15 protein-coding genes are annotated in these 16,730 nt (G+C 46.2%); 2 read left to right on the plus strand and 13 right to left on the minus strand.

Going from position 1 to position 16,730, the window contains the following annotated elements; all coding sequences use genetic code 11:
- Positions 1 to 91: 91 nt before the first annotated feature.
- The gene (locus BN162_RS04410; RefSeq protein WP_020223870.1) at positions 92 to 859 is read left to right on the plus strand and encodes an SDR family NAD(P)-dependent oxidoreductase; all 768 of its coding nucleotides are present in this window, start codon (positions 92 to 94) and stop codon (positions 857 to 859) included.
- 56 nt (positions 860 to 915) lie between these two features.
- On the opposite strand, the gene BN162_RS04415 is transcribed toward BN162_RS04410, so the two are convergent.
- The 8 genes from BN162_RS04415 to parE all read right to left on the minus strand — a co-directional run bounded on the left by BN162_RS04415 (position 916) and on the right by parE (position 12,393).
- A complete protein-coding gene (locus BN162_RS04415; RefSeq protein ID WP_020223871.1) occupies positions 916 to 1,638 on the minus strand; it encodes a YebC/PmpR family DNA-binding transcriptional regulator in 723 nt (240 codons plus the stop codon).
- A gap of 83 nt (positions 1,639 to 1,721) precedes the next feature.
- Positions 1,722 to 2,591 (minus strand): PHP domain-containing protein, encoded by an 870-nt coding sequence (locus BN162_RS04420; RefSeq protein WP_020223872.1) that lies wholly within the window; start codon positions 2,589 to 2,591, stop codon positions 1,722 to 1,724.
- A gap of 94 nt (positions 2,592 to 2,685) precedes the next feature.
- A complete protein-coding gene (locus tag BN162_RS17705; RefSeq protein ID WP_020223873.1) occupies positions 2,686 to 4,416 on the minus strand; it encodes a M56 family metallopeptidase in 1,731 nt (576 codons plus the stop codon).
- Between the two features lie 55 nt (positions 4,417 to 4,471).
- Positions 4,472 to 6,193 (minus strand): M23/M56 family metallopeptidase, encoded by a 1,722-nt coding sequence (locus BN162_RS04430; protein ID WP_020223874.1) that lies wholly within the window; start codon positions 6,191 to 6,193, stop codon positions 4,472 to 4,474.
- Positions 6,180 to 6,551 carry a BlaI/MecI/CopY family transcriptional regulator gene (locus tag BN162_RS04435; protein ID WP_020223875.1) on the minus strand — a complete coding sequence of 124 codons (372 nt, stop codon included), beginning with the start codon at positions 6,549 to 6,551 and terminating at the stop codon, positions 6,180 to 6,182. Before BN162_RS04435 ends, BN162_RS04430 begins: the two co-directional genes overlap by 14 nt.
- A 153-nt stretch (positions 6,552 to 6,704) precedes the next feature.
- A complete protein-coding gene (locus BN162_RS04440) occupies positions 6,705 to 7,658 on the minus strand; it encodes an NAD-dependent epimerase/dehydratase family protein (protein WP_020223876.1) in 954 nt (317 codons plus the stop codon).
- Between the two features lie 272 nt (positions 7,659 to 7,930).
- Positions 7,931 to 10,474, minus strand: a complete 2,544-nt coding sequence (gene parC, locus BN162_RS04445) for a DNA topoisomerase IV subunit A (protein WP_020223877.1) — start codon at positions 10,472 to 10,474, stop codon at positions 7,931 to 7,933.
- Complete coding sequence (parE, locus tag BN162_RS04450) at positions 10,471 to 12,393, minus strand: DNA topoisomerase IV subunit B (RefSeq protein WP_020223878.1); 1,923 nt, start codon at positions 12,391 to 12,393, stop codon at positions 10,471 to 10,473. The genes parC and parE overlap by 4 nt, the downstream gene beginning before the upstream one ends.
- A 196-nt stretch (positions 12,394 to 12,589) precedes the next feature.
- Here parE and plsY point away from each other — a divergent pair, with 196 nt between their 5' ends.
- Positions 12,590 to 13,195: a glycerol-3-phosphate 1-O-acyltransferase PlsY gene (gene plsY, locus BN162_RS04455; RefSeq protein ID WP_020223879.1), complete on the plus strand. Its 606-nt coding sequence runs from the start codon at positions 12,590 to 12,592 to the stop codon at positions 13,193 to 13,195.
- 53 nt (positions 13,196 to 13,248) lie between these two features.
- Here plsY and BN162_RS04460 read toward each other — a convergent pair whose 3' ends face one another.
- The 5 genes from BN162_RS04460 to BN162_RS04480 form a co-directional block, all read right to left on the minus strand.
- Positions 13,249 to 14,238, minus strand: a complete 990-nt coding sequence (locus tag BN162_RS04460; protein WP_020223880.1) for an Rpn family recombination-promoting nuclease/putative transposase — start codon at positions 14,236 to 14,238, stop codon at positions 13,249 to 13,251.
- Between the two features lie 250 nt (positions 14,239 to 14,488).
- Positions 14,489 to 15,058, minus strand: a complete 570-nt coding sequence (locus BN162_RS04465) for a hypothetical protein (protein WP_147612138.1) — start codon at positions 15,056 to 15,058, stop codon at positions 14,489 to 14,491.
- A gap of 14 nt (positions 15,059 to 15,072) precedes the next feature.
- Complete coding sequence (locus tag BN162_RS04470) at positions 15,073 to 15,486, minus strand: hypothetical protein (RefSeq protein ID WP_020223882.1); 414 nt, start codon at positions 15,484 to 15,486, stop codon at positions 15,073 to 15,075.
- Positions 15,487 to 15,591: 105 nt separating this feature from the next.
- Entirely contained in the window at positions 15,592 to 16,305 is a 714-nt protein-coding gene (locus BN162_RS04475) for a transglycosylase domain-containing protein (RefSeq protein ID WP_020223883.1), read from the minus strand.
- 162 nt (positions 16,306 to 16,467) lie between these two features.
- Positions 16,468 to 16,683 carry a YneF family protein gene (locus BN162_RS04480; protein WP_020223884.1) on the minus strand — a complete coding sequence of 72 codons (216 nt, stop codon included), beginning with the start codon at positions 16,681 to 16,683 and terminating at the stop codon, positions 16,468 to 16,470.
- Positions 16,684 to 16,730: the final 47 nt, after the last annotated feature.

Raw genomic sequence — 16,730 nt, forward strand, 5'->3', positions numbered from 1 at the left:
CAGATCACTTTGTGAATATGATGCACTACTTAACAAAACGATTGTTTTCCCTTCCTGCTGAGCGTACAGTTAAATTAAAAGAGGGATCGTGTTGAAAATCTTAGATGGAAAAGTAGCCCTGATTACAGGGTGCAGCGGCGGAATCGGCAGAGAAACCGCCATTCGCTTCGCAGAAGAAGGAGCATCGCTGGCGATTTGCGCCCGAACCGCGTCCAAGTTGGAGGAAACGGCTGAAGCCTGCCGGCAGAGAGACGCGCAGGTACTGGCTGTCGTCTGCGATATTACAGACAAGACTCAGCTTGAAAACCTGGTTCATCAAACTACCGATCAATTCGGACGCATTGACATTCTGATCAACAATGCTGTCAATGCCAAACCGGGCAGTCCGTTTCTTGAACAAACGGAAGCGGATCTGATGACTGTATTTGAAAGCGGCTATCTGGCTACATGGCGCTTAATGCGTCTCTGCTATCCCTATTTAAAAGAATCCAAAGGCAAAATCATTAACTTTGCCTCCCCTGCCGGCCTAACGGGTGCGGAAGGTTATGCCGCCTACGCTTCAATCAAGGAAGCCATCCGCGGACTGACTATGGTTACGGCACGGGAATGGGGCAAGGATGGCATTAACGTCAACTGCATCAGCCCAACTGCGATCACACCAAAAATGCAGATGATTATTGATTCCTTTCCGGAAGGCCAGCGCAAACCGGAAACACTGGGTTTTAAAGTTCCAGCCATCGGCCGAATCGGTACCGCTTATGAAGATCTGACGCCAATTCTTGTCTTCTTAGCCAGCGAAGCTTCCAATTACATCACCGGTCAGACTCTTCGTGCTGACGGCGGTGGTACCATTTTCTAAACCGCAAGTTTTCTGTCCCACAGAAAAACGGCTTTCAATCAGCCGTTTTTTCTTTCTTATTCAGACTGTACGTTGTGATAAACCTTCTGAACGTCGTCGCAGTCATCCAGCATCGTCAGTAAACGATTCCAGGATTCTTTATCCTCATCGCTGTCCAGCGTAACATATTCCTGCGGCAGCATTGTAATTTCGCAGGCTTCGTATTCCACCTCCGGAATTAATCCATCAATCGCTTCCTTCGCTTTATGGAAATCCGTCGGATCCACAGTTACGGTCATACTGCCTTCTTCGCTTTCAATATCAATGACATTGACTTCAGCCATGATCAGCGTGTCCAGCATGCCTTCCTCATCTTCATAAGGGAAGTTGAACAGACCCACGTTATCATAGCTGTGCGAAACACAGCCGGCGACGCCCATTTTGCAATGAGCCTTGTTGAAGCATGTTTTTACAGCGCTGACGCTGCGGTTGGTATTGTCGGTCAGACAGTCGATAATGATTGTCGCTGCCCCTGGACCAAAACCCTCGTAACGGCAGGAATCATAGTTTTCCCCACTGCCGCCCTTAGCCTTTTCAATCGCTCTTTTGATGACATCCGCCGGCACCTGATTGGCTTTGGCTTCGGCAATCTTCCGCTTCAGACCCAGGTTCATTTCCGGATCCGGAACCCCCGCTTTTGCCGCAATCAACAATTCTTTGCCATAACGCGAATATAATTTGGATTTCGCTGCAGCTGTTTTGGCCATGGCTGCCGCACGGACTTCATGTGCTCGTCCCATAATTAATAACCACCTTCCAAAATTGACTTTATCATTATATCAAAGCAGCCTGTAAAAATCACGAAAAAGTTGTAAAACAGGGCTTAAAAGCGATGAATTTCCGCTTCATCCTTCAGATAAGGCAAGCCGCCGATGCGAATAGCCGGCTTGTGGTGTCCATGGAAATCACTGCCGCAGCTCATCCACAGGTGATGATCCAGCGCCATCTGCCGATAATGCAAAGTTTCAGCTTCGCTGTGATAGCTGCTGTAAACCTCCAAACCGTCAACACCGCTGTCCAGTAACCGTGCCAGAACTTCATCTTTTCCTTTGAAATTCGCTCCTGGATGAGCAACGACCGCTGCCCCATGGGTTTGATGGATAAGTTCAATAACTTCCGCTGCCGTCTTCTTGGATCCGGCCGTATAACCCGGTTTTCCCTGTGAAAAGAAATCCCAGAAAAAATTCACGTTTGGATTATCGCTGCGGCTGCCGCCTTCACGATAAGGGTCCAGCCAGGCCAAACCATCAAATTCAGCATGACTTAACAAATAGGCACCGATGTCCTCCGGCACAAGAATGTTATCCTTGGCAATTGATTTTAACGCTGCATCCGGCAGATCCAGATGCATCGCCTCACAGAACTGATGTTTGGCTTTCCATGTATTTTCAACAGACTGATCGTAATAATAATGGAACAACGCATCATAGCGCGGATCGGTATAATCAATTTGATAGGCCGTCATATGCAGACCGACGCCTTCAAATTCACAGTCAATTTCAATTCCCGGAATCACGCGAATTCCATTCTGCGCCCCCAACTGCATCGCTTCTGCGATACTGGCTACATTGTTATGATCCGTAATCGCCAGGGTTTTCACACCGTTTTCCTTAGCCATGGCAATGATTTCAGCCGGTGTGTAATCCGCATCCGTGCTGACGATCGTATGAATATGATAGTCTAGGGTACTCATAAATATCCTCCTTCACCTTTAGGCTCAGTATATCGTGAATCCGCTTTCTGAGCAACAAAAGAACTCGGTTTTTCCGAGTTCTTTCATAATCTTTCTATTCTTCAAACAATCCGGATGGATCCAAAGCGATGCCGTCCTGCATGAAATAGAAATGAACATGCGGTCCGGTCGCACGGCCCGTCATTCCCATCACCCCCAGGGTTTGTCCCTGGTTAACCTGATCGCCCTCTTGAACCTGAATCTCATCCAAATGGCCGTAAAAGCTCTGAATCCCCTCACTGTGTTCCAAAATCACATAATTTCCCTGAATCGTATTATAACCGGTTGCAAAAACCTGACCGTCAGCAGTTGCCAGAATTGGTGCTCGTTTATTATCAGGATCCGTAATGTCCAGAGCCTGATGATCCGCATAACAGTTCCAGCCGCAGGTAATTTTCCAATTTTCAACCGGGGATATTGCATTCAGCAGCTGCACTGTTTCATCGCCGTCGGCTTCCGGATAAGGTCTTTGAAGCTGATCCTCAGTTAACTTCACCAAGATCTTGCCCTGAGGCATAAAGCATTCCACAGAGTTGGGTATTTCACCCCATTCCAAGCTGACTGCCGATTCCGCTCCCAGCTGCATGTCTCTCAGTGTCAACGGCTCACCGAAAGGTGTCTGCCAAACCTCGGCATGGGCGATCACCGGGACCTGCATCCCCATCGATTCAAGGGCCTTTTTAGATCCTTCGCACCACACCATCTGATCTGGATCTCCAACCAATTCTACAGGATTCGTTTCATTTTGGATTAACGTCAGCTGCATCTTCATTTCCCATCCTGACTGAGCTTCTGGTTTCAGCATCAAGCCGACGCTGCCGACCAGAACGAGAATGACAACTCCTGCGGCAATCAGTCCTGGTGTTCGTTTTTTATTCACAATCCATCCCAACCTTTCTTTTAAGCGTGTTTGTGTCCGCTGGCTGTTCAGACACTGCAAAGCGTGCTGATCCTTATCCGCCGCTAACGAAAGCAGCAGCTGCGCATAGCGAATCCGTACTGTCTGCGGTTTGTCTTCCAGCAGTTTTTCATCAATAAAATATTCCAGATCCAGCCGCAGCTGATTCATCATCAGTCCGACTAAAGGATTGAACCAATAAACGATTTCCAAGATTTGAATCAAGCCCAGAAACCACGGATGTCCATATCTCAAATGCAGACATTCGTGCAAAAGCATCGTTTGTCTTTCTTCCGCGGTTCTTTGCTTAAAGTCAGTTCCCAAAACCAGGTGCGGCTTCCAATTTCCGTAAATGGCACAGCTGTGTACAGCCGCGCTTTGATCTACCTGAACGCTAAGACAACGGCTTTGACGCATCAACTGCCGTGATTCTTCCTCCAGCTCCCTGCTGCAGGGCTGCAAATTCAGACGACGTTTCAAGCGAAGGCGGCCAATTCCATTCACAGACGCAGCCACAAAGACTCCGAAAATCCAAATCCAAGACGCGATCCCACTGAGCGTCCAGACCTTTTTCTGCGGCATGACCCATGCGTCATCAGAGGTTTTTCCCTCTGGCTGCACGGGCTGGCGCTGGACAAATATGGGCTGGTTAGCCAGCGTGTCCATTTTCTCCTTTACTCCTGTTTCATCCAGCTTCTGATAAGGGCTGTAAACAGAGGTCAGCTGAATCGGAACCATCAGCTGAAGCAGCAGCGGCACCCAGATCAGCAGTCTTGCGGTTTTGCCGAGATGCCGGAAAACCTTGCTGCGCAAAACCAGTAAGACAAGAATCAACGGACTGCTTAAAAGCGAAATTTCAATCAGACAAACAGCACCCCGTTCAAGCATTTATTTCCCTCCTTTCCATTTTTCTCGCTGCCGCCGATTGTCGGCAAACAGCGACTTAACGAAGCAGCGCTTCCGGATTATACCGAATTCCATCAACCATAAGAAAGAAATGCAAGGAAATCGTTTGAGCCGCTCCGGTAGATCCGATCTTTCCAAGTTTATCACCCTGCTGAACTGATTGTCCCTGACTCACATCAAGACTTTCCAAATGCATATAATAGCTCTGCACATCGTCGCCATGATCCAAAACAAGATAATTTCCATTGACTGCCGAATAGCCGGCTTCCGCTACAATCCCCTTTGATACCGCCAATACAGCGGCATGATCATCATCTGGATCAAAGATATCCACAGCCTCATGTCCAAGATGACAACCCCAGCCGCACAGAACCACAGGGTTTTTAAGCGGCGCTGTCATTTCCTTCTGGGCTGCTTTTTCCGGAAGAACAGGGGCAGGTTGGTCTTTGGGCAGCAGACTTACGGTCAGTGGTACAGTCGTTTCTTTTCCAGTACATACCCAGGCATCAGATTCGGGCAGCATCCACTGAATCTCAGCGCTTACCCGTCCCGCCTGCAATTCATTCAGCTGAACTGGTTTTCCGTTTTGCCGAAGCGCGGATGCGGAGAGTGACGCTTTAAGATCTTTTTCCTGGATCTGTTTCAACGCTTCAGGTTTGCCCTGGCATTGAACATGAACCTGCAAAGATTCCAGATAGAGCGAATACTCATAATCCGCTAAGTCAGAAACATCCAATGTTACTGTGTTCATCTGAGAAGCTAACGGTTGTGGCCTTTGCAGCATAAATCCGCAGAAGCCAATCACCGGGATGACGATCATCCCGGCAAGCAGCCAGGGGGTCCGTTTCTGATGCACAATCAATCCCAACCTTTCTTTAAGCCGTTGTTTAGAGCTTTGACTGCTCAGACACTGCAGTGCTTTGTGCTGCGGATCAGTCGCGGCAGATAGAATCATCGCAGCGTAATGACAGCGTTTCTGCGGCGGCTGGTCCTGCAGAAGACGGTCGTCAATGAAGGTTTCAAGATCCTGACGAATTTGCCTGATCATTAATCTGACAAAGGGATTGAACCAATACAGGATTTCCAACAGCCGGAATATTCCGCATAACCACGGATGGCCGTAACGCAGATGGTAGCATTCGTGCCAGATCATCAGCTGCTGATCCTCCAATGACCACTGATCCCAATTTTCACCGATGACTAACTGCGGAAACAGGTTGCCGTAAATTGCGCAGCTGTTCAGCACCGGACTCTCCAGAACCGGAACACGCAGGCATCGTGTCTGACGCATTTGTTCCTGAATCCACTGAGTTTTCTTTGGCGTGCTGGCATGCAGCTGAAGCCGTCTGCGGCAAAATATCTGCGACAGACCATTAACCAGAAGTGATCCAAGCAGGCCAAGAATCCAGATTCCCGTCGCAATCTCCAGAGATGAAACTGACGTCACAGGCTGCGGCAATAACGCATCGGTCTTCTCAGCATGATCCTGTTGTGAATCTTCCAACAGTGGCTGCTGATCCGCGGAAGCGGTCTGCGCAAAATGCAGCTGAATCTGATCTGTCAGCGGTTGGTAAGGACTGCTGGATGAAGACCAGGAAATAGGAACCATCAGCTGAAGCAGCAGCGGCACCCAGATCAGCAGCCGTGCGGTTTTGCCTAATCGCTTAAGAAACTTTCTCCGCAAAATCAATACAATAAGAATCAGCGGACTGACCAGCAATGAAATTTCCAAGAGTGCCCGAAGACTATTTTTCAGCATGACGGATCATTTCCTTTAACTCTGCCAGTTCCTCTTCACTCAGTTCAACTTCTTCCATAAAATTCAGCATCATCCGGCTCATTGAACCGTTAAACAGCTTATCCGCCAGACTTCTCTGTGTTTGACGAGTATAGTCCTTGCGGCTGATCGCCGGCCGGTATAAAATTTCACGCTGGCTGCGGTCCGCAAATACAGCTTCTTTTTCTTCACAGCGATAGATCAGCGTGCGGATTGTTTTGACATTCCACGCTTTGTGCCGCGATACCTCATCCACGATTTGATTGGCCGTCAGCGGTTCATTCTGCCAAAGCACCTTGAGAATTTCCAGTTCAGCATCAGTAATTTTTTCTGCTTTCATAAGTCCACCTCTTTTAGATTACAGTTGTAATACAATTACATATTACATTTGTAATCTATTTTTGTCAAGCTTTCCTGCAACATAAAAACAGCGGGTATTCCCGCTGCTTTCGTATCTAATCTTCGCTGTCACTGAGCTTATTCAGTTGAACTGTTATTTTACTCCCAGCTCGCTTAGAATCTGTTTCTCATTCGCTGTCAGTTTCGGCTTAAATAAAATTTCATGTTGGTTTTCACAATACCATTGATAAGCTTTGGCCAGCCCTGTTTCAAATAGCGTATCTTCCATTACAATCTGATGGATTTTAGACACATCCAGCACGTTATCATAATCGCGGAAAGGAAAGTAATCCTTAGCCTTCCATTTAGCGTCATGGACCGGGATAATATTAGCTTGGATGCCGCAGACATTTGCGCAATGTTGAATCCATTCACTGAAGCTCACACCCTGCTTGTCGCCAACATTATAAATTTCAATGCCCTGCGCTGGCAGCGCTAGCAAAGTGGTAATTACGCTCGCCAAATCCCCGGTATAGCAGAATTGAATGCGATTGTCTGAGGCAGGAATCAAAATTGGCTGGTTTTGTGTCAAATGATGAAAGATAAAACTTTCCCGCTGAACATAATTGTATTCGCCATACATATACGGCGGACGCAGAATCGTCAAAGCGGTCCCCCGCTTCGTGCAGCTGCTGATCAGCGCCGCTTCCGCAGCGATTTTGTCTGCACCGTATTGTCCCCAATATGGATTTTCGCCCAGCGGTTCAGTTTCTGCGATCGGCAGCGCACACCGGTCCACATCGTAAACTGCGCTGGAACTGATGAAAACCCAATGCTGAACCGGACAATCCAGGCTGCCGCAGACGATTTCAATCTGCTTTCGGTTCAACCCTGAAACATCAATAACTGCCTCAAAAGCTTTGCCCTTCAGCGCTTGCTTCATCGCCGCTGCATCATCCCGATCACAGATCAGCTGAGTGACGGGTTCACCTGTCCATGGCCGGCTGCCGCGGTTTAACAGGGTTACTGCCCAGCCTTCCTTTAAGCATTGTTCTGTAATTCGTCTGCCGATAAAATAACTGCCTCCCAAAATCAATACATTCTGCATCGTGCCTCTCCTTTTTCATCTTATTCTATCATTGATGAATGTTTTTTCCAATCCTTGCAGATTATATAAAAGTATTCAAAAAGAGATCTGCGGTATGATAACCGCCTGTTTCCCAATTATCACATCAAGTCGCGGTTTTGCCGTTGACATAATCTCTTTTTATTCTGCCTGACAAGTCCCAGTCCTAGAGTTCTGCAGTCTTAAAATTGACTATATAAGCAAAAAAACGCCCGCTTTTTATAAGCAGCGCTTTTTTATCAGAGTTATGAAATTTATTCTTCTTCAAACAAGCTCATCATTTCAACATCGGAATGAACTTTTTCATCTCCGTCTTCTTCATAGTCTTCAAACGGAATTTCATCTTCACCGACTGGATGATCGACGATCCGCACTTCTTCAATTCCCTTGATCAGACCCCATTCCGGTTTCAATTCCAAAGGTGTTGAGAAGGTTGCTTCCCGACTCATCATCGGCACGTCCTTCGCCTGCAGAATCTGAACCTGCGGATCCATCAAAATCAGGCTGTCATAAGGCTGAACGCATTGACAGTAAGCGATATGATAAGGGTTGGTCTTCAGCCGCTTCACTACAATTTCCCCTTTGACCGGGCGGGCAGTGATACTGACATCGCTCATTTTCACCCGTTTCATATTGCCTTTATCCGACAGCACCCACAAACTCTGGCGTTCATCGCCATAGCTGCAGGCCGCGGCCAGATTGTCGTCTTTAGCTAAATTTAAGGCCTTGACTCCCTGCGACTTGGTCCCCGTTGAAGGCACAAGATCGGAAGAATAACGGCTGATCCAGCCGCTGCGGCTGATCATGATCAGATCTTCATGCGCATACACAACAAACGCCCGGATCATAGCGTCGTCTTTTTTCAGATTCATCGCCGTCATCATCTTGTTGTTGCGCTGCACCTGCCATTGGCTGACTGGTGTTTTCTTCACCTGACCGCGCCGGCTGACCGTAACGATCCAAGCATAGCTGCTGAAATTTTTGACAAGAATCGCATTGATGATCTTATCATCTCCATCAATGCTGACATATTTATTCAGATGGGATCCAATGTCTTTCCACTTAGCTTCGTCAATCTGATAAACTGGCAAATACGCATAATTGCCCTTGCTTGTAAACAGCAGCAGCGTATCCAGGGTATCGACTTCCAACTGTCCGACTAGCAGATCGCCCTCTTTCAAACCGGTCATCGCATTGTCGCTGGCGCCATAGGAGCGCAGTGAGACCCGTTTGACATAACCATCGCGGGAAACCGTAATCATCACCCGTTCGTTTGGAATCATCGCGGTTTTGTCAATGACAATTTCTTCGACTTCTTCCTGAATCTCGCTGCGGCGCGGATCAGCGTATTCCTTTTTGATCTCCTTCAGTTCCTTGATCAAAACGCTTTTCAGCACCGTTTCGCTTTCCAGAATCGTCCTGAGCATTTCCATCTCATTGACCAGCTGCGCAAATTCCTCGCGCAAAGCGACGATGTCGGTGGATGTCAACCGGTACAGCCGCAGCGTGACGATGGCTTCCGCCTGCGTTTCACTGAACTGAAAGGAATCCATCAGGTTGCGCTTGGCGTCGCCTTTATCCTTGGACTGACGAATTACGGCGATCACTTCGTCCATGATCGACACCGCCTTCATCAAACCTTCCAGAATATGGCAGCGTTCCTCCATCTTGTTATAAAGATAGCGGCTGCGCCGCAGCACAACTTCCTCCCGATGGGCAATGAAAGCGTCGAGCATCCCGATCAGCCCCATCTGGACCGGACGCTTATTGACGATGGAAACCATGTTGTAGCTGTAATAGATCTGCAAGTCGGTATTCTTATAGAAGTAATTCAGAATGATGTTGGGATCGACATCCTTTTTGACATCGATCACAATGCGCAGACCCGTACGGTCTGTTTCATCCCGGATATCCATGATCCCCTCAATTTCCCGCGACAACCGGATATCATCCATTTTTCGGACCATGGATGATTTAATGACTTCATATGGAATCTCGCGGATCACGATTTGATTGCATGTCTTGCCGGTCACGATTTCGGTCCGGGCCCGGATGACAATCCGGCCTTTTCCGGTTGTAAAGGCATCGACAATTCCCTTTTTGCCCATCACAATGCCGCCGGTTGGAAAGTCCGGACCCGGCAGGATTTCCATCAGCTCCTCCAGCGTGCATTTCGGCCGCTGCATGCGCAGAATGGCTGCATCAATAACCTCACTTAGATTATGCGGCGGAATATTGGTTGCATAACCGGCTGCAATCCCCGTCGCCCCATTGACCAATAAGACCGGAAAACGCGCCGGAAGCACCGTCGGCTCATTTTCCGTATCGTCAAAGTTCGGGGCGAACAGGACCGTATCCTTGTCGATATCCTCCAGCATCGTCCCGGCAATTTTCGCCAACCGCGCTTCGGTATATCGCATCGCCGCTGCCGGATCATCATCAATCGAGCCGTTGTTGCCGTGCATGTCGATCAACGGCATGCGGATTTTCCAATCCTGCGACATCCGCACCATTGCGTCATAAACAGAGCTGTCGCCGTGAGGATGGTAATTACCGATGACCAGACCGACGGTTTTCGCCGATTTGCGGTGCTGGTGATCAAACGTATTGCCGTCATGGAACATTGCGTACAGAATCCGCCGCTGAACCGGCTTAAGTCCGTCACGCGCATCCGGCAGCGCCCGTTCCTGAATAATATATTTTGAATAGCGGCCAAACCGCTCGCCCATGATTTCTTCTAAAGGAGAAATCACCAGACTGGGTTCTTTAACCGGAGCCTTATTTTCTTTCTTCTTCATCCTTGATCCACCTTAAACGTATCTTCGAGCGTAAACGCCACATTCTGTTCAATCCAAGTGCGGCGCAAATTGGCTTTGTCGCCCATCAAAATCGAAACGTTGCGTTCAGCCTGTACCGCATCTTCAATCGAAACCTGAATCAGTGTTCGTGTTTGGGGATCCATGGTCGTTTCCCACAGCTGAGACGCGTTCATTTCACCCAAACCTTTATACCGCTGGATCTCGACCTTGCCCCACTGCTGCTTGACTTCGTCGAGTTCTTCATCAGTATAGGCGTAGCGCAGCTGCTTGCCCTTGGTCACTTTATAAAGCGGAGGCAAAGCGATGTAAACCATACCATGCTCGATCAGCGGCCGCATATAACGGTAAAAGAATGTCAGCAGCAAAACCTGAATATGCGCTCCGTCGGTATCAGCATCAGTCATAATAATAATTTTTTTGTAGTTGCTGTCGGAGTAGTCAAAACCAGAACCGATGCCTGCCCCCAGGGCATGAACAATCGTATTCAGTTCCTCATTCTTTTCAATTTCCGACAATCCGGCTTTTTCAGTATTCAGCACTTTACCCCGCAGCGGCAGAATTGCCTGATACTTGGAATCCCGGCCTTGTTTGGCGGAACCGCCGGCCGAATCACCTTCCACCAAAAACAATTCTTTGCGGCTGGCATCTTTGGATTGTGCAGGAGCCAGCTTGCCGGAAAGCACCTTTTCACTCTTGCCGGCCTTCTTGCCCTTGCGTGCTTCTTCCCGCGCTTTCCGGGCCGCTTCCCGAGCCTGTGAGGCTTTCTGCATCTTTTTGATCAGCATCGTGGACAGCTCTTTATTTTCTTCCAGATAAAAGCTCAGCTTTTCGCCGACAATGCTTTCCACCGCACTTTTAGCTTCCGCCGTGCCCAGCTTGCCTTTCGTCTGCCCTTCAAACTGAAGCAGATTTTCCGGAATGGAGACCGATACGATCGAAGTCAGACCTTCCCGAACGTCGCTGCCTTCAAAGTTTTTATCCTTTTCCTTTAATAGCCCCAGCTTGCGGGCATAATCGTTAAATGCCTTGGTAAACGCTGTCCGAAAACCCATTTCATGCGTTCCGCCATCCTTGGTACGAACAAGATTGACAAACGAAACCATGCTTTCCTGATAATCATCGGTATATTGGAAAGCGCATTGAACTTCGATGTCATTCGCTGCTCCGGTAAAGACAACCGGATCATGCAGCACAGTGCGGTCTTCGTGCAGATACTCCAAAAAGGCCTTTAAACCATCTTCATAATGGAATGTTTCGGTTTTGCCGGCCCGTTCATCCTTGACAACCATCGTGATATTCTTTAACAAGAAGGCATTTTCCCTAGCCCGTTCGCAAATCAATCCGGCATTGAATTCAATCGTTGAGAAAATCCGCTTATCCGGCATGAATCGAATCTTACTTCCGGTCCGTGTACTTTTGCCCAGCTTTTCCAGTTTGCCAATCTTCTTGCCCCCGTCTTCAAAACGCATTGAAACCATCTGTCCATCCTGACAGACCGTTACCTCCACCCATTCGCTGAGTGCGTTAACCACGGAGGCCCCGACCCCATGCAGTCCTCCTGACGTTTTATAACCGCCTTCGGAAGAAAACTTGCCGCCGGCATGCAGCACTGTGAAAATAACCTGAATTGTAGGAACACCGCTGGCATGCATACCGATCGGCATACCGCGCCCCTCATCCTCTACGCAGACCGCACCGCATTTTTCCAGTGTGATCGTTATTTTTTTGCCAAATCCGTTCAATGCTTCATCGATTGCATTATCGACAGTTTCCCAGACCAGATGATGCAGACCGCGGGCATCCGTGGATCCGATATACATCCCCGGACGTTTTCTGACCGCTTCTAATCCTTCCAGAATCTGGATTGAATTTTCATCGTATTTCTGTGTTTTTGCCATTAACTATTACGATTAGAGAAGAAAAAAATCCTACTCTTTCTCCTTTCCCTTTCAGCTCGATTTTCCTGCTCTTAGCCTTTCCCCGCTTCCTTCATTCCAATCTGCCATAGATTAGATTATACACAAAAACGGCTTAAAATAAAAGTTTACGTACTCTGTTTTTATGATAAAATAGGAGCGAAGGAGTGAAGAGGAAATGATTAAAATTCTTTTTGCGATGGTCTTGGGTTATCTTTTCGGATCAATCCCCTGGGCGTTAGTCATCGGCAAAGTCTTCTATAAAACGGATGTTCGTAACTTCGGCTCGGGAAATCTGGGCGGCACCAATGCCGGACGGGTGTTAGGAAAAAAAGCCGGCGTTACCGTAATTATTCTGGACGGCCTGAAAGCTTTCTTTGTTGTCTGGCTGTGCGTCTTGTTTGTTCCGGAAGCGGCTATTTACGCCGGTATGTGCTGCTGCGCCGGTCATTGCTTCCCGATATTCGCCAAGTTTAAGGGCGGCAAAGCTGTTGCGACAACCTTTGGTTATCTGTTGGCAGCCGGCTTATTTGTAACGCATGAACCAATTCAGATGTTTGTCATTCCGTTTGTCATCTTTATGATTACTCTGAAAATCTGGAAAATGGTTTCCCTGTCTTCCATTATCGGAATTGCCAGTGCAGCACTGATTACAACTTTAACGCAATCCAACCTCATGATGACGGCTTCAATCTGGATTCTCTGGGCCTTTGTCACTTACCGCCATAAAACCAATATTGAACGCATTCGCAGTCACGAAGAAAAGAAAATTTCATGGATGTAAAAAAACTCGTTATCATCAGCGAGTTTTTTTATACGTTTTTCATATTTCGGAATTCACCGTTCTCTTACCGTATTATGTCCTGTCAAAATTTCAACTGCGATTTCCTGATCAGAGTAATCAGGATATTTGTGTTTTATCTCTGAAATTCGCTGAATATAACCCTCTTCTTCCATCAGATCCTCTGCAATTTCTGCAATCGTTAATCCTTTTTCTAATTTCTTCAGAGTTTGCCTGATCAGTTTAAGAAGCGCGCCTTGCGCCAGGCCCTGCTCCATAGCCCGCTCTCTTGCACGCCGAATCTCTCCATTGCGTACCATTGCCCGATCTAACCGATCCGTCTCGTTCATGTATTCAATCATATCCATTGGAATTTCCTGCATTTTTTTCACTGCCTTTCTGCAGCCTTCATTCATTGACATGATCTGTTCAATCCACTTTTCCTTTTCGGGGTCACCCGCAAATTTAAACACAATTCGCCAATGATCTAAAGCCGATAAGCGATCAAGTGGTTTTCGTAATAGACGTCCTGCTGTCCCTGCCTCAATAATACTCACTTGAATATGTTTTGTCAAGCTCATTCCTGTCTTTTCCCCTACAAGGTAGAAGAGTACATCACTGATCTCCTCTTCCTTTTTTCCTTTAAGTAAAGAAAAATTCGTGATCATGATGACCCGTACCGGCTTTAACTCACTATAATCTTTCCCTTTTGTAGCCTGACTGGAAAGCAGCCGAGATAAATAAAACACAATCCGAATCTCTTGATCTTCTAAATTTCCTTCTTGTTGAATTTCCAAATCAAAGTAAATTTCTTCATTGATAATTCCCCGAATATCATAACGGATTGCTTTAGAATCCGGATGCTCAACCCGTTCCTCGTTGGGAAAGAGTCTAATTTTTTTAAAGCTGGGATCAACTGCCATTAAAAAGCTAACAAGAATAGATGGATCTTCCAGATCATAAAATACATATTTAAAAACCCAATCCATCATTAACGAAATACGTTTACGCTTACTTTTCTTAGGCTCAAGCAGATTTGTGGACATTGCTCCACCTCCTCTACTTTTAATATTGCGGTTTTTTCAAAAAAGCCCCGCTAATTTTTGGAAATTTTGAACAAAAAACGACATAAATCAAGAAATCAATGTAACTATTTTCATTTTATTCATTTATTCAATAAAAAATGAATGCCCTGTTGTTTAAACATCTTTTAAACAAATTTCTATCAATTACGGACAAAGAAATTTCCAGTCGTTTTAGACATGAGATGATAAGCAACACGAAAAAGCAGAGCGCTCAATCCTCTGCCTTTTCGTGCCAATAATAATAAGAATCTGAATTATATTCTTCTAATTCATTAATCCTCATTTCTTCTAAAACAACATAAGCTTTTCTATCCTTTAAAATCAAATAAAAATCAACACTTTCGGATATAGGAGAATTTTTAGATAGCATTGTCGGCATAAACTCTCCCTTAGCGCTGTATATATTTTCAGAAAGTTCAGTCAACGTTCCTTCATAAATCGATCGGTGCAGTTTAATATAAGCTTCATCATCTTGTTCGGTAATGATATCAAGATCAAGCCCAATTCCGCAGTCTGCTACCCAGCGTATATTCTTCGAATCCAAGTTAATGACGATATCCGTAGGATAAAACAAATACTTTTCTTTAATTTGATCTTTGATTGCCAATGTTTCCGGAATCAAGCCACCATAATCTCTTTCCGCTGTGTCTTCCTCGACGTTTTGAGTTGGCGGTGGTTCAACCATAACGGTTGGTGCTAAAGAAGATATATCTTCACTCTCTTTGGCCGAACATTCGCCTAATAAAAACAGAGTTAAACAAAGTATTAAAAATTTTCTCATTTCAGAGCTTTTGCCTAATTCGCTCCCAGCTGTTCGTTTAAAGCTTGAAGTATATCCTGGTTTTCACCATAATAAATAATCATCAGCTGATCGTAATAATAAGTATGATAATCCGTATCCAATATTCTTTCTTCACGGGCCTCAGCCTGACCTTCAATAATATATAAGGTAGAATCTGAAATCGAGAGCGAACCTAGCTGGTCCGCATCTATGGTTTCGACATTCAGCATTTCATAAAAACTATATGACTTAAAACGATCTAGCAAACTGCTGATCGAAATCGGAAATCCATCATTATTAATACTGATTTCGGTTTCCTGCTTTACCGTATAATCAGAAGCCAAGGCAACATTCTTAGGCTGACTGCCGCATCCTGCATTCAATATAAACATGCAGAAAAACAAGAAAGGCAAAACTGACCTTTTCATAGACAGAACCTCCTACCACTCTGATTATACCGATCCCAGATGTAAATAGATAGAGGGTTAAGGAATGCTTCATGTCAATTTAAGAAAGGCGTAATAATTATTCAATTACTGATTCAAATATGTGGATGACCATTCCAAAGCAGCCTGACTTTGCTCCGAATCGATCAAACCGACGGCCTGCATTGCCTCCAAGACCTGTTGCTGACGCTGCAGTGCCAGCTCCTTACCGCTGCTTAGCTGATATCGGCTCGGTGACTGAGGTAAACCGGCCAATAAAGTGGCTTCCGCCAACGTTAGTTCCGCGGGTTCTTTATCAAAATAACCCCGGCTGGCCTGAGCAATACCATAATGTCCGTCGCCATAATAAATTACATTCACATAAAAAGATAAAATCTCATCTTTACTGTAATTCGCCTCTAATTCATAGAGGAAGAATACTTCCGCAATCTTTCGGGTCAGAGATGGTTTATGCGTAAAATACAGGTTTTTTGCCAGCTGCTGAGGGATCGTGCTTCCTCCTTCTCTAACCTCGCCTGTGATCAAATTCGTTAATAAAGCACGCCCCAGCGATATTACATCAACACCGCGGCGGGTATAAAAACGGCGGTCCTCAACAGCTACGACAGCGTTAACAAAATTGGGGCTGATCTGATCCAGCGGTGTATAATCTTCCCGTTGTTTTACTTCTTCAATCTTTTCTGCCAGCGGGACTTCATCTATCGCTTCTTTATATCTCTGATAGCCTAAAACCGTGAGCCAGCCTGCGCCAATCATGATGATAAGCAGCAGTACCAGTACTAAACGTTTTACCCATTTCATCTTTATCACCTGGCTGCATTATATCATGAACCCAAAGTTTACAGCCTTACAGTTTAGTCATCTTATCGTCATCTTAAGCCCTTTTTTATAGAAAAAAACTAATATATTGCGGATTAATCTCATCAACATATTAGTTTTTTCTTAACCTCTTTTTCAGTAAGACTACTGCCCCATGGACTTCATGATTGCCCGAATCTGAGCCTCCGACGGCTTCCGTCCCATCTGCAGGAACATGGCACGAATCATCTTCTCATTTACCGGAGGATGTTCCTTCAACTGCTTTTCAAAATAACGGCGAGTGAAGAAGAAACCTAATCCACCACCGATAAGCAATCCCAAAATCAGAAATACAATTGAACTCAAAAATTCGCTTCCCATTATTACACCACCTATCTCTGTGATTATCGTTCTTATTGTATCGTTTT

Source organism: Holdemania massiliensis AP2, assembly GCF_000327285.1.
Lineage (GTDB): Bacteria > Bacillota_I > Bacilli_A > Erysipelotrichales > Erysipelotrichaceae > Holdemania > Holdemania massiliensis.

Excerpts from the sequence above, each read along its gene's own strand:
- BN162_RS04430 (WP_020223874.1), bottom strand. The coding sequence starts at position 6,193 with ATGCTGAAAAATAGTCTTCGGGCACTCTTGGAAATTTCATTGCTGGTC.
- BN162_RS04465 (WP_147612138.1), bottom strand. The coding sequence starts at position 15,058 with ATGAGAAAATTTTTAATACTTTGTTTAACTCTGTTTTTATTAGGCGAA.
- BN162_RS04480 (WP_020223884.1), bottom strand. The coding sequence starts at position 16,683 with ATGGGAAGCGAATTTTTGAGTTCAATTGTATTTCTGATTTTGGGATTG.
- parE (WP_020223878.1), bottom strand. The coding sequence starts at position 12,393 with ATGGCAAAAACACAGAAATACGATGAAAATTCAATCCAGATTCTGGAA.
- BN162_RS04460 (WP_020223880.1), bottom strand. The coding sequence starts at position 14,238 with ATGTCCACAAATCTGCTTGAGCCTAAGAAAAGTAAGCGTAAACGTATT.
- plsY (WP_020223879.1), top strand. The coding sequence starts at position 12,590 with ATGATTAAAATTCTTTTTGCGATGGTCTTGGGTTATCTTTTCGGATCA.
- BN162_RS17705 (WP_020223873.1), bottom strand. The coding sequence starts at position 4,416 with ATGCTTGAACGGGGTGCTGTTTGTCTGATTGAAATTTCGCTTTTAAGC.
- BN162_RS04415 (WP_020223871.1), bottom strand. The coding sequence starts at position 1,638 with ATGGGACGAGCACATGAAGTCCGTGCGGCAGCCATGGCCAAAACAGCT.
- BN162_RS04475 (WP_020223883.1), bottom strand. The coding sequence starts at position 16,305 with ATGAAATGGGTAAAACGTTTAGTACTGGTACTGCTGCTTATCATCATG.
- BN162_RS04420 (WP_020223872.1), bottom strand. The coding sequence starts at position 2,591 with ATGAGTACCCTAGACTATCATATTCATACGATCGTCAGCACGGATGCG.
- BN162_RS04470 (WP_020223882.1), bottom strand. The coding sequence starts at position 15,486 with ATGAAAAGGTCAGTTTTGCCTTTCTTGTTTTTCTGCATGTTTATATTG.
- BN162_RS04435 (WP_020223875.1), bottom strand. The coding sequence starts at position 6,551 with ATGAAAGCAGAAAAAATTACTGATGCTGAACTGGAAATTCTCAAGGTG.
- BN162_RS04440 (WP_020223876.1), bottom strand. The coding sequence starts at position 7,658 with ATGCAGAATGTATTGATTTTGGGAGGCAGTTATTTTATCGGCAGACGA.
- parC (WP_020223877.1), bottom strand. The coding sequence starts at position 10,474 with ATGAAGAAGAAAGAAAATAAGGCTCCGGTTAAAGAACCCAGTCTGGTG.